The organism is Bacillus sp. NS1, from assembly GCF_058248265.1.
Window position 1 is genome coordinate 465,242 of sequence record NZ_JBZAZF010000003.1, and the last position, 13,176, is coordinate 478,417.

11 protein-coding genes and 3 pseudogenes are annotated in these 13,176 nt (G+C 39.9%); 9 read left to right on the top strand and 5 right to left on the bottom strand.

Translation table 11 applies throughout. The annotated features are described in order from the left end of the window. Positions 1 to 126: 126 nt before the first annotated feature. A complete protein-coding gene (locus tag AC4CV5_RS12775; RefSeq protein WP_490922946.1) occupies positions 127 to 654 on the top strand; it encodes a GNAT family N-acetyltransferase in 528 nt (175 codons plus the stop codon). A 234-nt stretch (positions 655 to 888) separates the two neighbouring features. Beyond that, positions 889 to 2,124 (top strand): cytochrome P450 family protein, encoded by a 1,236-nt coding sequence (locus AC4CV5_RS12780; RefSeq protein WP_490922948.1) that lies wholly within the window; start codon positions 889 to 891, stop codon positions 2,122 to 2,124. Positions 2,125 to 2,667: 543 nt separating this feature from the next. On the opposite strand, the gene AC4CV5_RS12785 is transcribed toward AC4CV5_RS12780, so the two are convergent. Then, on the bottom strand, positions 2,668 to 3,225 hold the full coding sequence (locus AC4CV5_RS12785; protein WP_166850475.1) for a recombinase family protein: 558 nt from the start codon (positions 3,223 to 3,225) through the stop codon (positions 2,668 to 2,670). Between the two features lie 218 nt (positions 3,226 to 3,443). On the opposite strand from AC4CV5_RS12785, the gene AC4CV5_RS12790 reads away from it, so the two are divergent. Both AC4CV5_RS12790 and AC4CV5_RS12795 read left to right on the top strand, forming a co-directional pair. Further along, a complete protein-coding gene (locus AC4CV5_RS12790) occupies positions 3,444 to 4,910 on the top strand; it encodes a SulP family inorganic anion transporter (RefSeq protein WP_490922950.1) in 1,467 nt (488 codons plus the stop codon). A 17-nt stretch (positions 4,911 to 4,927) separates the two neighbouring features. Further along, entirely contained in the window at positions 4,928 to 5,347 is a 420-nt protein-coding gene (locus AC4CV5_RS12795; protein WP_490922951.1) for a universal stress protein, read from the top strand. A gap of 329 nt (positions 5,348 to 5,676) precedes the next feature. On the opposite strand, the pseudogene AC4CV5_RS12800 reads toward AC4CV5_RS12795, so the two are convergent. Beyond that, a pseudogene (locus tag AC4CV5_RS12800) lies at positions 5,677 to 6,357 on the bottom strand (cation diffusion facilitator family transporter); the annotation flags it as partial. Between the two features lie 503 nt (positions 6,358 to 6,860). Here AC4CV5_RS12800 and AC4CV5_RS12805 point away from each other — a divergent pair. Then, positions 6,861 to 7,016, top strand: a pseudogene (locus AC4CV5_RS12805) (recombinase family protein); the annotation flags it as partial. 120 nt (positions 7,017 to 7,136) lie between these two features. On the opposite strand, the gene sigK reads toward AC4CV5_RS12805, so the two are convergent. Next, a complete protein-coding gene (gene sigK / locus AC4CV5_RS12810) occupies positions 7,137 to 7,865 on the bottom strand; it encodes an RNA polymerase sporulation sigma factor SigK (RefSeq protein ID WP_013308023.1) in 729 nt (242 codons plus the stop codon). A 195-nt stretch (positions 7,866 to 8,060) separates the two neighbouring features. On the opposite strand from sigK, the gene nucB reads away from it, so the two are divergent. Further along, a complete protein-coding gene (gene nucB / locus AC4CV5_RS12815) occupies positions 8,061 to 8,471 on the top strand; it encodes a sporulation-specific Dnase NucB (protein WP_003226105.1) in 411 nt (136 codons plus the stop codon). 31 nt (positions 8,472 to 8,502) lie between these two features. On the opposite strand, the pseudogene AC4CV5_RS12820 reads toward nucB, so the two are convergent. Then, positions 8,503 to 9,215, bottom strand: a pseudogene (locus AC4CV5_RS12820) (YqeB family protein). A gap of 337 nt (positions 9,216 to 9,552) precedes the next feature. Here AC4CV5_RS12820 and gnd point away from each other — a divergent pair. Next, positions 9,553 to 10,446: a phosphogluconate dehydrogenase (NAD(+)-dependent, decarboxylating) gene (gnd, locus tag AC4CV5_RS12825; RefSeq protein ID WP_490922952.1), complete on the top strand. Its 894-nt coding sequence runs from the start codon at positions 9,553 to 9,555 to the stop codon at positions 10,444 to 10,446. Between the two features lie 18 nt (positions 10,447 to 10,464). Here gnd and AC4CV5_RS12830 read toward each other — a convergent pair whose 3' ends face one another. Further along, the gene (locus AC4CV5_RS12830; protein ID WP_222143202.1) at positions 10,465 to 11,091 is read right to left on the bottom strand and encodes a TVP38/TMEM64 family protein; all 627 of its coding nucleotides are present in this window, start codon (positions 11,089 to 11,091) and stop codon (positions 10,465 to 10,467) included. 190 nt (positions 11,092 to 11,281) lie between these two features. On the opposite strand from AC4CV5_RS12830, the gene AC4CV5_RS12835 reads away from it, so the two are divergent. Further along, complete coding sequence (locus tag AC4CV5_RS12835; RefSeq protein WP_373923105.1) at positions 11,282 to 12,034, top strand: peptidoglycan recognition protein family protein; 753 nt, start codon at positions 11,282 to 11,284, stop codon at positions 12,032 to 12,034. Between the two features lie 247 nt (positions 12,035 to 12,281). Beyond that, positions 12,282 to 13,013: an SGNH/GDSL hydrolase family protein gene (locus tag AC4CV5_RS12840; protein ID WP_373923106.1), complete on the top strand. Its 732-nt coding sequence runs from the start codon at positions 12,282 to 12,284 to the stop codon at positions 13,011 to 13,013. Positions 13,014 to 13,176 lie beyond the last annotated feature (163 nt).

Sequence of the window (13,176 nt, forward strand, 5' to 3'; positions counted from 1 at the left end):
AGATTGATACTCAAATTTTCTTACCATTATAATGAACATGTGTTCATGAGTCAAAAAATGTTTATTGGAAAAGGAGGTGTATCAATGTTTCTTTAACGACAAGCAAGAGCTGATGAATTAAACAAAGTGGCAAAGCTATTCCATGAATCTTTCAATCAATATCCTTTTATGGATTTACTCGTAAAACACGAAAAAAAAGAGCGTTCATTCATTTTTGAAATGCATAAAGTACTAACAAACGCATATTTTAAAAAGCATTTCTGTTTTGTTGGCATACAGAATGGTGAAATTGTTGTTGCTGCTCTATTAAAACATCGTGATAAACCTGACATTAGCTTGATCAATTATATAGCAGCAGGAGGGATAACATTAATCAAAATGGGGGGATTTTCAGTATGGAACATGTTGACGGTGGCTAATGAGGCTAAAAAACCTTACAAATCCTTAAAAGAGCCGGCATGGTATTTAGAAGTATTAGGAGTTTCGCCATCTTATCAGGGAAAGAGTTTGGGCAGCAAAACGATTAATGACTGTCTATACCTTTTATTTCAAAAAGCGGGGGCGGAATCTTGGCCCTTATCACCAATACTGATCTCAATAGATCATTTTACAAAAAGAACGGCTTTGAAGAATTTAGTGAATCCCCCGTATTAGGCGATTTGATCATGTAATTTGCAATTGGGGTTTTAAAAGAAAAGTCCTTCAAACATATCATTAGAATTCTTTTTGTGATAGATAATGACTCAAAAATTTATATTTTAGGTGAGATGGATTGATCGAAGCCTTCATGAAATGAAGGCATTCAGATCAATAGAGAGAGTTTTACAAATCGTTCCGATTTTATATTTAAGGATCATCATAACCCTTATAAAGATGGAGGTTGAATGCATGTCTTCAAATCAAAAAAAGAGTTTAACCATTTTGACGGAAAGTCAATTGTCTTCCAGAGCATTTAAAGATGAAGCGTATGAATTTTATAAAGAAGTGCGAAAATCACAGCCTCTCTACCCATTATCTTTAGGAACTCTGGGGAAAGGCTGGCTCATATCGAGATATGATGATGCAATACATTTATTAAAGAATGAAAAATTAAAGAAAAACTATGAAAATGTAATTACCGCAAAAGAAGAGAAACTTCCTGTTCTATTGAAGAATGAAGAGCCTTTGACAAAGCATATGCTTAATTCAGATCCCCCTGATCACAATCGTTTGCGAACGCTTGTTCAGAAAGCATTTACTCATCGAATGATTTTGCAGTTGGAAGACAAAATCCAACATATAGCAGATTCTTTATTGGATAAAGTACAGCCCAACAAATTCATGAACCTAGTAGATGATTATGCGTTTCCTTTGCCGATTATCGTGATAAGTGAAATGCTTGGTATTCCCCTGGAAGATCGTCAAAAATTCAGAGTTTGGTCGCAAGCAATTATTGATTTTTCAGATGCCCCTGAAAGACTTGAGGAGAATGACCATTTGTTAGGAGAGTTTGTTAAATATCTGGAATACTTAGTTCATAAAAAAAGGAGCGAACCTGCAGGAGATTTAATCAGTGCATTAATTCAAGCGGAAAGTGAAGGCACACAATTAAGTACTGAAGAATTGTACTCGATGATTATGCTGCTTATCGTTGCAGGCCATGAAACAACCGTAAACTTAATCACCAATATGACATATGCTCTGATGTGTCACCATGATCAACTAGAAAAGCTCCGCCAGCAGCCGGACTTGATGAATTCAGCCATAGAAGAAGCATTGCGGTTTCACAGCCCTGTTGAGTTAACGACTATTCGCTGGACGGCTGAACCGTTTATACTGCATGGGCAGGAGATTAAACGGAAAGATGTGATCATCATTTCCTTAGCATCAGCAAACCGTGATGAAAAGATATTTCCAAATGCCGACATATTTGATATTGAAAGAAAGAACAACCGCCATATTGCTTTTGGCCATGGCAGCCATTTTTGCCTTGGTGCACAGCTTGCCCGCTTAGAAGCAAAGATTGCTATTTCCACCTTATTACGCCGCTGTCCAAATATACAGATAAAAGGCGAAAAGGAACAAATTAAATGGAAAGGGAATTTTCTGATGAGAGCGCTCGAAGAACTGCCGCTTAGTTTTTGATTTTTGGGGGATATGTGATTTTCAAACATATCTCGTTTTTACTCCCCAATAAGATTAAACCATTATAAACGCTGCAACATTAAAAAATATTAGATAATATAGCTTTTCAAAAACAAAGTTTAGCATTTATTTATGCCTACTGGGCATGAAAATGTCTTGCAAACACCAATAGTTTCATCCTATCGGTGTTTTTATTTGTTTTCAACCTAATTTAAAACCTCCTCATTAGGACAAACAGCTGTTACATAGCATTACCCCCAGGAAGTGATGCTTGAACGTCCGGATTTGAAACTTAAGGGCAGGTGAAATTTAAGTAAATAACTTGCAATGAGTGAATTTATCATTGGTGATGATTAGTCGAATTTCATTGACAGTATGGATTAAGTAGCATCTTACCTTTTACTCACTTTGTTGATGTAGACAGTGCTTCAAATGGTGGTTTCAAAATAGCTGCTGTTCGAGTTGGTGCATAAAGAGGAAGGGGTTAGGTACCCTTCCTCTTTTAATTTGGCGAAACAGTATTAAGAAGTGGATAAAAACAACTTACTCAAAATCATTCCAATTATCTAAGTAACGGTATAATGTTGTTTTACTGATGCCCGTTTCTTTGGTAATTTGCTGAATGGTATACTGTTTGCTTTGATACATTTCCATAGCACGGCGGACATTATGGTCAGGTTTTCTTGGACGTCCTGTATTTTTCCCCTTTAATTTTGCCTCTTGAATTCCAACCTTTGTGTTTTCACTAATAATGTCAAATTGAAATTCGCTTACTCTTTCTAAAAAATCGAAGAAAATGGAGCCGTTTTTCTTTGAGGTGTCCACTTTATCTAATATTGAGATAAAGTGGATTTGTTTTGTTTTGAAAAAATCAATAATATCAATTAGGTTTTTTGTAGAGTCCGCAATACTGTATAACTTATAAATGATTACGGTATCTCCAATATTTAAACTTTCACATAATGAATCAAATTCTGGTCTGTTTTTTGCTGAATTTGTTTGTTCAATATATATTTTTTCACAGTTGAATCTTTTAAGTGCAGCTATCTGTTTTGTTACATCCTGATCTTGACTAAACGGACGTGCATATCCAAAAATCAAATCATCAACCCCTGATGAATGTTGTATATTTTATTATAACAAAATAAGATGGATAGCGCAGAGTGCGTCAGTAGTACCAAAAAGGGTCTATTTTGGCACAAAAAATTGTAGACATTTGAATTCTTGTTTGTTACATTTTAAATAGTTACAAACGGCCCCTGACTTCTATGAGAGTTAGAAGTCAACAAAAATAATCATAAAGAGGTGTACTGTATTTTATGTTAAAAAAATTAAATATGGAGTGGTTCTCAAATATAAAGGGGGACTTATTAGCTGGTATTGTCGTTGCTTTAGCATTAATACCTGAAGCCATTGGTTTTTCCATTATTGCAGGTGTTGATCCTATGGTAGGATTGTATGCTTCATTTTGTATTGCTGTTGTGATTTCTTTTGCAGGCGGCAGACCTGCTATGATTTCTGCAGCTACGGGTGCTATGGCATTATTAATGGGAACGTTGGTGAAGGATCACGGATTACAGTATCTGTTTGCTGCTACGATACTGACGGGTATTATCCAAATCATATTTGGGGTTCTGAAAGTGGCGCGATTAATGAAATTTGTACCTCGTTCGGTTATGGTAGGTTTTGTTAATGCGCTGGCCATTTTAATTTTCATTGCACAAGTTCCTCATTTTGTTGGAATATCCGGTATGACATATGTGTTTGTCGGCATAACATTAGCCATTATTTATTTGTTCCCGTTTATTACAAAAGCTGTGCCAAGCCCTTTGATAGCGATTGTATTTCTCACTGTCGTTTCTATTTGGGGTCACTTTAATGTTCAAACAGTTGGAGACTTAGGGACAATTAAACAAGCCTTACCAAGCTTTTTGATTCCCGATGTTCCATTAAACTTTGAGACGCTGTCAATTATCTTCCCGACTTCTATTGCTCTAGCTGTCGTTGGTCTGCTTGAGTCGTTGTTGACTTCTTCAATTGTAGATGACATGACAGACACAGAAAGTAATAAAAACAGAGAGAGTCGAGGACAAGGCATTGCCAATATCGTTGCTGGATTTTTCGGCGGTATGGCTGGATGTGCGATGATCGGTCAATCTGTGATCAACGTAAAATCTGGAGGGAGAGGCAGACTGTCAACCTTTACGGCTGGTGTGTTCCTCATGTTTTTAATACTCGTTTTAGGTGAATGGGTTGTTCAAATTCCTATGCCTGCACTGGTTGGCGTTATGATTATGGTTTCGATTGGAACATTCGATTGGTCTTCGCTCCGAACGCTTAGAAAAGTCCCACTTACTGATACAGTTGTCATGATTGTTACTGTGATTACAGTTGTAGCAACAGATAATTTATCCATTGGTGTAATTGTAGGAGTCATATTAAGTGCCATATTCTTTGCTTCTAAAATTTCAAGAGTAAGGGTCGGTATCTCTTCTGTTTCAGATAAAGAAGTTGTTTATGACATTAAGGGTCAAGTGTTCTTTGCTTCTGTTCAAGATTTTGTGAATTCATTTTCATATGAAGATGTAAAAGAGCGTATCGTGATGAATTTTTCCGAGGCGCATATTTGGGATGATTCAGGTGTTGCGGCAGTGGATAAAGTTGTCTTGAAATTCAAAGAACATCATGCAGATGTTAAATTAGTTGGCTTAAACGAGTCAAGCCACAATTTGATTGAAAAGCTTGCTACTTACAATCATCCAAACGCACAGCCGTCAGGTCACTAAGGGGAAGGTGAAGGGGTATGTATAAAAATATTTTGTTGGCAGCTGATGGATCAGATCATTCCATTCGATCAGCAGAACATGCAATTCGGATAGCAAAGCTGGTACCTGATTCAAGAGTGGAAATCATTTATGTTAAGGATTTTTCAAAAGCAAAAAGTGAAGTGCTTCATACCGCGAGTTCTGTAGAATTAGAAATGGAAAGGCGTAAAAAGTTAGAGCCGATCTTAGAAAAATTTGAGCAAGCTGGCGTCCGGTATGATGTAATGATGAAACACGGAGAACCAGGCCCGACCATTGTTGCTTATGCAAATGAAAAACAATTTGATATGCTCATAGTAGGCAGCAGGGGATTGAATACTTTACAGGAGATGGTTTTGGGAAGTGTAAGCCATAAAGTTGCGAAACGAGTGAACTGCCCTGTGCTGATTGTAAAGTGATTGATGGAACAAGCCGATTTAAAACAAAATCGGCTTGTTTTTTTGTGGTTATTTTAAGATTCATGCGCCAAATGCAGGTCATAATTCAATCCATCTTATATGGAATAAAATGCAAGAGTTCAATGAAAACCAAATTTTGTTGTTACTGAAAAAAGATTAACATGGATAACGTTTTTAGAAAAAGGAAAAGAGAAATGGTAATCGTATAATATTTATAGGGAATAAGTGAAGATTAAGTTATCCAGCCAATGAAACTTTTGAGAGAGCGTACCAAGTTATTAAAACAAATGCCTTTTCACTATAGATAGGTATTAGAAATATTAGTGATGATCAATTGTAAGAATGATGTCAGTAACTTTGATTTTTTGTGGAGTTCCTTCCATTAAAACATGAATGGAATCTTTAGTCACATTGTAACCACTTCTTAGAACAAGAATAGCTACAATTACACTTGCTAGTGAATCTGCCCAGCCCCACCCATTAAAAATGATAAAAATGGCAGCTAGAATGGCACCTACAGAGCCTAGCATATCACTTGAAACATGTAAAAAAGCTCCTCTTATGTTTAGGTTATTCTCGTATCTCCGCCCTTCAGCATAATCCATGCGACCAACATATTCACTACTACCCCGATGGCACTAATAGTAAGCATGCCAGTTGTTGCGACCACTGGTGGATTAGAGAAACGTTCGATCGCTTCATATATTATATAAAGAGCAATAAGAATTAATGCGACACCGTTTATCACAGCTGCAAGAATCTCAAAAAACGTTTATAGCCGAAAGTTTTATTAGGGCTTGCTTTTTTTTTAGCTAATTTAAATGCAATTAGGGCAACCATTAATGAGATAGAGTCACTTAGCATATGCCCTGCATCTGATAAAAGTGCCAGGCTATTTGTTAAAAAACCATCTATAGCTTCAATAATCATATAACCTGTAATAATGATTAACGAGATCGCTAATACTTTTTTATTTGATCGCCCTGAGCATGGTTGTGATTATGTCCTATTATAATTCCCTCCCATAATAAAAGCTCATAACTGTAGATTAAGCTAAAACATTTGTATTCATGTTTGATATATACCTTCTTATAAACAACTTATAAACAAAAAGTACCGATGATTGTATGGCTTATCTAAGAGGTGACTCATAAATACGCATAAATCGTTGTAAACGCTCATAATCAAAACAAACAAACGCTAATAATAAGCCTTTATATTGTTTCGCTTTATTGAGGGCCTGGTGGGGTAGTAGATATTCTAGAAAATACCAATGGCTTCAAACTATCGGTGTTTTTATATGTTTTCATACTTATTGAAAATCACCTCATTTGAACAAACAGCTATTACATAGCATTACCCGAGGGGTGATGCGTTTTATGAAGATATTAATCATCGAGGGACCGCAAGCTGACAATTGCATTAACGAAGCTATTATTATTTATTAAAACTTTATAGGCAGTACATCTAGATGCTAGCGATATATGTAGGGGGTTAAACAGAGGAACAAGCAATAAAGGGATCGAGCATTGACAGTCAGATTGAGGCCTGTATAAAGAAGCGGGGACTAAGGATGTGCTGAAGTATACGTCCGGCTTTGAATCGTTTGAGGGAGGATGCAAGTAAAGGGCGGACTAGTAAGGTTATTTGGTACGACCCAGACCGGCTTATCTTGGAGAGCTATCAGTGATGACAAAAAATGATTTTCATAAATCTTTTCCTATTTCAATGAAAAGAAACCTTTAAATGAATAGAGAAAGCCGGAATATGAGATCCGGCCTCTTCTGCGTTATTTCCCCTTCGCTTTCTTCCGCTTTTCTTTCTCCGCCCGATAAAACTCATGAAACATCTTCATCAGCGCCCGCTTTTCTATCCGCGACACATAGCTGCGCGAGATACCAAGCTCTTTGGCAATCTCTCGCTGCGTTTTTTCCTTCTTCAAATCAAGCCCAAACCGCCCGACAATCACTTCCTTCTCACGATCATCTAAAATATCAATGTATTGCTTCACTTTTTCAAGCTCCATATTGAGCTGGATCGTATCAATCACGTCTTCGTTTTCTGATTTTAGTACATCAATCAGGCTTATTTCATTCCCTTCTTTATCCTGCCCGATCGGATCATGAAGGGAAACGTCTTTTTTTGTTTTTTTCAATGCGCGCAAATGCATGAGGATTTCATTTTCAATGCACCGCGCGGCATACGTCGCCAGCTTTGTCCCTTTTCCAGCGGAATAGCTTTCAATTCCTTTGATCAGCCCGATTGTTCCGATGGAGATTAAGTCCTCTGCATCTTCACCTGTATTTTCAAATTTTTTCACAATATGGGCGACCAAGCGAAGATTATGCTCAATCAGCATGTTTCTGGCATGTTCATCCCCTTTAGCCATGAGTTCTAAGTATTTTTTTTCCTCGCTGCTTGAGAGCGGTTGTGGAAAGGCATTGTTTTTCACGTAAGATACTAAAAAGACAAGCTCTTTAACAACAAAGCCGAGCGCTGCGAAAACACCTGTCACCATCGTCACCTCCACAAAAGTATGTAGGCAAAAGCCTATATGTAAATGTATGTGAGCGGGAGGCTGTCTGTGTCTGTACCGGGAAATTTCTCGCAGGGGAGCCTGGCTTTTGTGAACAGTATACTAACTTTAAATTTTAAAAATAATCTTTATCAAGCTCCCATACATTGAAATGAACAAATGTATGGGGGGATGGGAATGAAAAAATGGATGGCAGGCCTGTTTCTTGCTGCGGCAGTTCTTCTTTGTTTAATGGTTCCGCAGCAGATCCAAGGGGCTTCTTTGTATGACAAAGTGTTGTATTTTCCGCTGTCTCGTTATCCGGAAACAGGGGATCATATTAAAGATGCGATTGCAGAGGGGCATTCTGATATTTGTACCATCGACAGGGATGGAGCGGACAAAAGGCGGCAGGAATCATTAAAAGGAATTCCGACGAAGCCGGGCTATGACAGGGATGAGTGGCCGATGGCGGTTTGTGAGGAAGGCGGCGCAGGAGCTGATGTCCGATATGTCACACCTTCTGATAATCGCGGGGCTGGCTCGTGGGTAGGGAATCAAATGAGCGGTTATCCTGACGGCACCAGAGTGCTGTTTATTGTGCAGTAAAAAGAAGAGGCTCTTACTTGAGCCTCTGTTGTTATGATCCTTCGCCATGCTGAATGTTCGGGCGATAGGTTTGTGCTTTTCGCCAATACTGGCGTGTTCCTTCGTCTCGAACGACGACGCCTAGCTGTGCCAGTTCGAGACGGAATTCTTCAATATCGTCTGTTTCCTCGTCTTTCAGTGCGTTGTGACGGGCTTTCAATAAAGCATGGGCGCCTGGCGAAAGGTCTGGTGCACCAGGTATCCACCGACGAAACTGATTTTTAAACGGATCACCATCAGCTGCCCATTCGTAATGATGCTGTCTAAAGGCCTTCTCGACGTTTACTGGTTTTTCATCAATTTCTTCCCGTGCCAATTCATATCCAGCTGTTCCTAGGAGGACAAGCCGTTTGTGATCGATAAACACAAGAGCGATGTCCTTGGAACGAATCGTTTGCACTTTCTTTCCTTTGATTAATTTCACTGTGTCACCTGTTATCCTTACAGTCAGCAGTAATGAAATAACAGAGTAGGCGAACCAAATCCCCGCAGACATTCCGAGCAGCGCAGTGATAAATGCAGCTGCCTGAAAAGAGGTGACCAGCCTGAGCGGCCTTCAAAAGGAATCCATGGAAGGGAAAATGCCCATCTCGCAAACTGCGGGATCAAATATCCAATCGTAAGTCCGATGATTCCAAGTGTGGCGTATAAAAAGTATGCAGCGGTTTTCGTAACTCCGATGAGAGTGTGAGATTGATCGTGCAACGTGTCACCTTCTTTTAAAGAAATCGATCTCTTCCCATATTTTAACTCGAGTAGATGGTAAATCAAGGATAAACTTGTGATCTTCATAAAAGGAGAGTCGGTTATAGGGAGATAAAAACATAAGGCTTCCATAAGAAATGCACCTGATTTTGCAGTCGTGCAAGTAAAGCGGCCTATAGTACTTCGGAAAAAGAAAAGCTGATGCTGAACAACATACAAATCAAAATGAAGGGGCGCAGTGAAATTCTGTAAGACTCATTTGTTTTTTGCGTATCACAATACAATTCAAAGGGAACATAAAGATTATAGGCTTTTTAGAAAACCAGGAGGAACAGACATGAAAATCGGATTAATCGGCTTAGGGAAAATGGGCATAAACATAGGAAAGCAATTCATTGATCGCAATCATCAAGCGGTCGGGTTTGATGTAAATCAAGCGGCTGTTGATGAACTGAAAGCATATGGGGCTAAGGGGACAACGAATCTAAAAGAGTTGGTTTCTTCATTAGACACGCCGCGTATACTATGGGTTATGGTGCCGCATGGCGTTGTCGATGCTGTTTTGCGTGATGTGACACCTTTATTAAACAAAGGCGATATTGTCATTGAAGCCGGAAACTCTCATTATAAAGAATCGATTCGCCGCTACAATCAAATGAAAGAAGCGGGTATCCATTATCTTGATGCCGGAACGTCGGGCGGAATGGAAGGCGCGCGCCATGGAGCCTGTTTTATGGTGGGAGGTGATCCCGAAGCATGGGAGATTGTAGAGCCGCTGTTTCAGGATACTGCCGTCGAAAACGGATATCTATATGCGGGTGAGCCGGGAAGCGGACATTTCTTGAAGATGATCCATAATGGCATTGAGTACGGAATAATGGCGGCGATCGGTGAAGGATTCGAAGTACTTGAAAACAGCCAATTTGATTTTGACTACGAAAAAGTTGCGAGAGTGTGGAATCATGGCTCTGTCATTCGTTCTTGGCTTATGGGGCTGACTGAGCGAGCATTCTCTAAAGATGCAAAGCTGGATCAGATCAAAGGCATTATGCATTCCTCAGGTGAAGGGAAATGGACAGTGGAAACAGCGCTTGAACTGCAGACGGCAACTCCGGTGATCGCCATGTCGCTGCTGATGAGATACCGTTCTTTAACAAACGATACGTTTACAGGAAAGGTTGTGGCTGCACTTCGGAATGAATTCGGTGGCCATGCAACAGAAAAAAAATAAGGGGGCAAACAGGCCTCCTTATTTTTTTTGTGCCTTCAGCAGATGAGGGAACTTTTTATAAATGATCAGCATCATGATCAGAATGTAGGCTCCGTAAATACTGAAGGACAGTAATTTATTGCTGGTAAAATTAGCACCAGCAATGGTGACAACGATAATATTCGGGATTTTTCCTATTAAAGACGCGAAGAAAAAAACATGCCAGCGAACCTGACTCAGTCCACATATCACGTTCATGACAAGAGAAGGAATGACCGGAATAAGTCTTCCTAGTAAAACAGCGGCAAAAGCATTTTTGTGGAAGAGAGCCTCGTAGCTTTGGATGGCAGGATAGGCCTGAACTTTTTTTCTGGCCCAATCTCTAAAGCTGTACCTGGCGAGAAAAAACAGCATCATTGTACCAAGCATTGAGCCGGTTAATGTAATCCAAATCCCATTGGCCATTCCGAACACAGCGCCATTTAAAGCGGCAACCAAAGCAAACGGCACAATTGGGAAAAAAACATCGGCAGCAATCAGCAGCATACTGAATAAAACAGAAAACAGCCCTCCTGCTTTGATCGCATCAAGCCAAGCTTCTTTCTGAAAAAAAACGACTGCAATGATCGTAAACACCACGATGATACCTAGAATCTTTTTGAACATGTCTATGGTCACTCCCAACTAAGATGATGTCAGGAGCCAAAACCTCCGTCATCTAGGGTTAGTATAACTGGTGTCATTTCAACGGTTCAACTGAAAATCATGTTTGGGAACACAATTCTTTTTTATCTTGTAAAATAGGCTGTCCATCTCTCTGTTTGCTGCATTCTTTAATAGTAGGGAGGGATGTGAAATGGTAACGATAAAAAAGGATTTTATTCCGGCATCGAACGATAATCGTCCTGGCTATGCGATGACTCCTGCTTACATTACGGTGCATAATACGGCAAATACCGAAAAAGGCGCAGATGCGAAAATGCACGCCAATTATGTGAAAAATCCAAGCACATCTGTCAGCTGGCATTTTACAGTTGATGATTCAGTCATCTATCAGCATCTTCCGATAGATGAAAACGGCTGGCATGCGGGCGACGGCACAAATGGGACAGGGAACCGCAAATCGATCGGGATTGAAATCTGTGAAAATGCTGACGGCGATTTTGAAAAAGCAACAGCAAATGCCCAGTGGCTGATCCGAAAACTAATGAAGGAAAACAACATTCCGCTGAAACATGTCGTTCCCCACAAAAAATGGTCCGGAAAAGAATGTCCGCGCAAACTCTTGGATCACTGGAGCTCTTTTATAAACGGAATTTCTTCCTCCGATACACCTCCAAAAGAGTCATCTCCAACATATCCGCTGCCGTCAGGGATTATCAAACTCACTTCGCCTTACCGAAAGGGCACGAAAGTCCTGCAGCTGCAAAAGGCTTTAACCGCGCTTCATTTTTATCCTGATAAGGGTGCCAAAAATAATGGGATAGATGGGGTTTACGGACCAAAAACAGCGAATGCCGTCAAGCGTTTTCAGCTCATGAACGGATTAACTGCAGACGGTATCTATGGACCAAAAACTAAGGCCAAGCTTAAATCGAAGTTAAAGTGAATGCTGAATTCAAGGGATAACCTGTTTCCAGTGTGGATTCAGGTTATTTTCTTTCCTATTCATTGCGTGTTTTTTCAATTGAGAAGAAGGGAATTTGAAAAGAATCACCTGATATGTCGCAGTGAAAGAATGATTTTCATTGAGGGGGACACGTTAACTATAGAAAAAGCAGTGTAACGAAAAACTCTTCGTTGAATCAAGGGAAACAGAGGTATAACATTAAGGTGAGGCTTTTGGGGGTGTAAAGATGAAGCATTTTTTCATTCTTTTCCTGTTGCTGTTCGTTACAGCAGGATGCGAGGGAAGGGGATATGAAGACGTTGTAGCATTTGGTGACAGTAATACGCGAGGCTCTAATTGGGATTATCGCGATTATCCAAAAGCACAGCAGTGGGTCAATATATTAAAAACGGCTGAACGCGGAAAGCTTGATATACTCAATGCGGGAATTGGCGGGCAGACGACAGAGGATGCCCGTCTGCGGTTTCAGACAGATGTGCTGGATCAAAAACCGAAGTATTTGTTTATTATGTTCGGCACAAATGACGCCGCGATATTGACTGAGGGGAAACCGAGAGTGTCGAAGCAGCGTTTTAGAGAAAATCTGGTTTATTTTATTAAAGAAAGCAGAGAACACGAGATCAAGCCAATCCTAATGACATGTATCCCAATTATTGAAGGAAACGGGAAGCATCATCTGTTTTACTATTCGAGATATAAAGCAGCTGCTTTTGAACCGAAAGGCGGGGCGAGGAAATGGCACAACTCATACAACGATATTACAAGAGATGTGTCGAAGCGCCTGGATGTCCCTCTTGTAGACAACTGGAAGCATTTTATAGAAGCAGACGGCGGAGAAGCAACTGATGAAGCGCTTATCCAATCCGGTCTGATAGATCCTTCAGGCAATCATATGACACCTAAAGGGGCAAGGATTGTATATGAAGGAATACAAGATGGGCAGGTTTTGAAGTACTGAGCCGGACAACGGCCTAAGCCGTTTTATTTCTCCTACATAGGCTGTTATAAACCTTATTTAAGGAGGCGCTTCACATGTATGGCGCAGGCAGAGCATATGGATACGCTTTTATTGTTGTTTTAGTTGTTGTTCTCCTAGTTGTGGGCGGCATATATTGGTTAGC

Bases quoted from the DNA above. Each gene is read 5' to 3' on its own strand.
- AC4CV5_RS12780 (WP_490922948.1), top strand. From the start codon at position 889: ATGTCTTCAAATCAAAAAAAGAGTTTAACCATTTTGACGGAAAGTCAA.
- AC4CV5_RS12790 (WP_490922950.1), top strand. From the start codon at position 3,444: ATGTTAAAAAAATTAAATATGGAGTGGTTCTCAAATATAAAGGGGGAC.
- AC4CV5_RS12795 (WP_490922951.1), top strand. From the start codon at position 4,928: ATGTATAAAAATATTTTGTTGGCAGCTGATGGATCAGATCATTCCATT.
- sigK (WP_013308023.1), bottom strand. From the start codon at position 7,865: ATGGTGACAGGTGTTTTCGCAGCGCTCGGCTTTGTTGTTAAAGAGCTT.
- nucB (WP_003226105.1), top strand. From the start codon at position 8,061: ATGAAAAAATGGATGGCAGGCCTGTTTCTTGCTGCGGCAGTTCTTCTT.
- gnd (WP_490922952.1), top strand. From the start codon at position 9,553: ATGAAAATCGGATTAATCGGCTTAGGGAAAATGGGCATAAACATAGGA.
- AC4CV5_RS12830 (WP_222143202.1), bottom strand. From the start codon at position 11,091: ATGTTCAAAAAGATTCTAGGTATCATCGTGGTGTTTACGATCATTGCA.
- AC4CV5_RS12835 (WP_373923105.1), top strand. From the start codon at position 11,282: ATGGTAACGATAAAAAAGGATTTTATTCCGGCATCGAACGATAATCGT.
- AC4CV5_RS12840 (WP_373923106.1), top strand. From the start codon at position 12,282: ATGAAGCATTTTTTCATTCTTTTCCTGTTGCTGTTCGTTACAGCAGGA.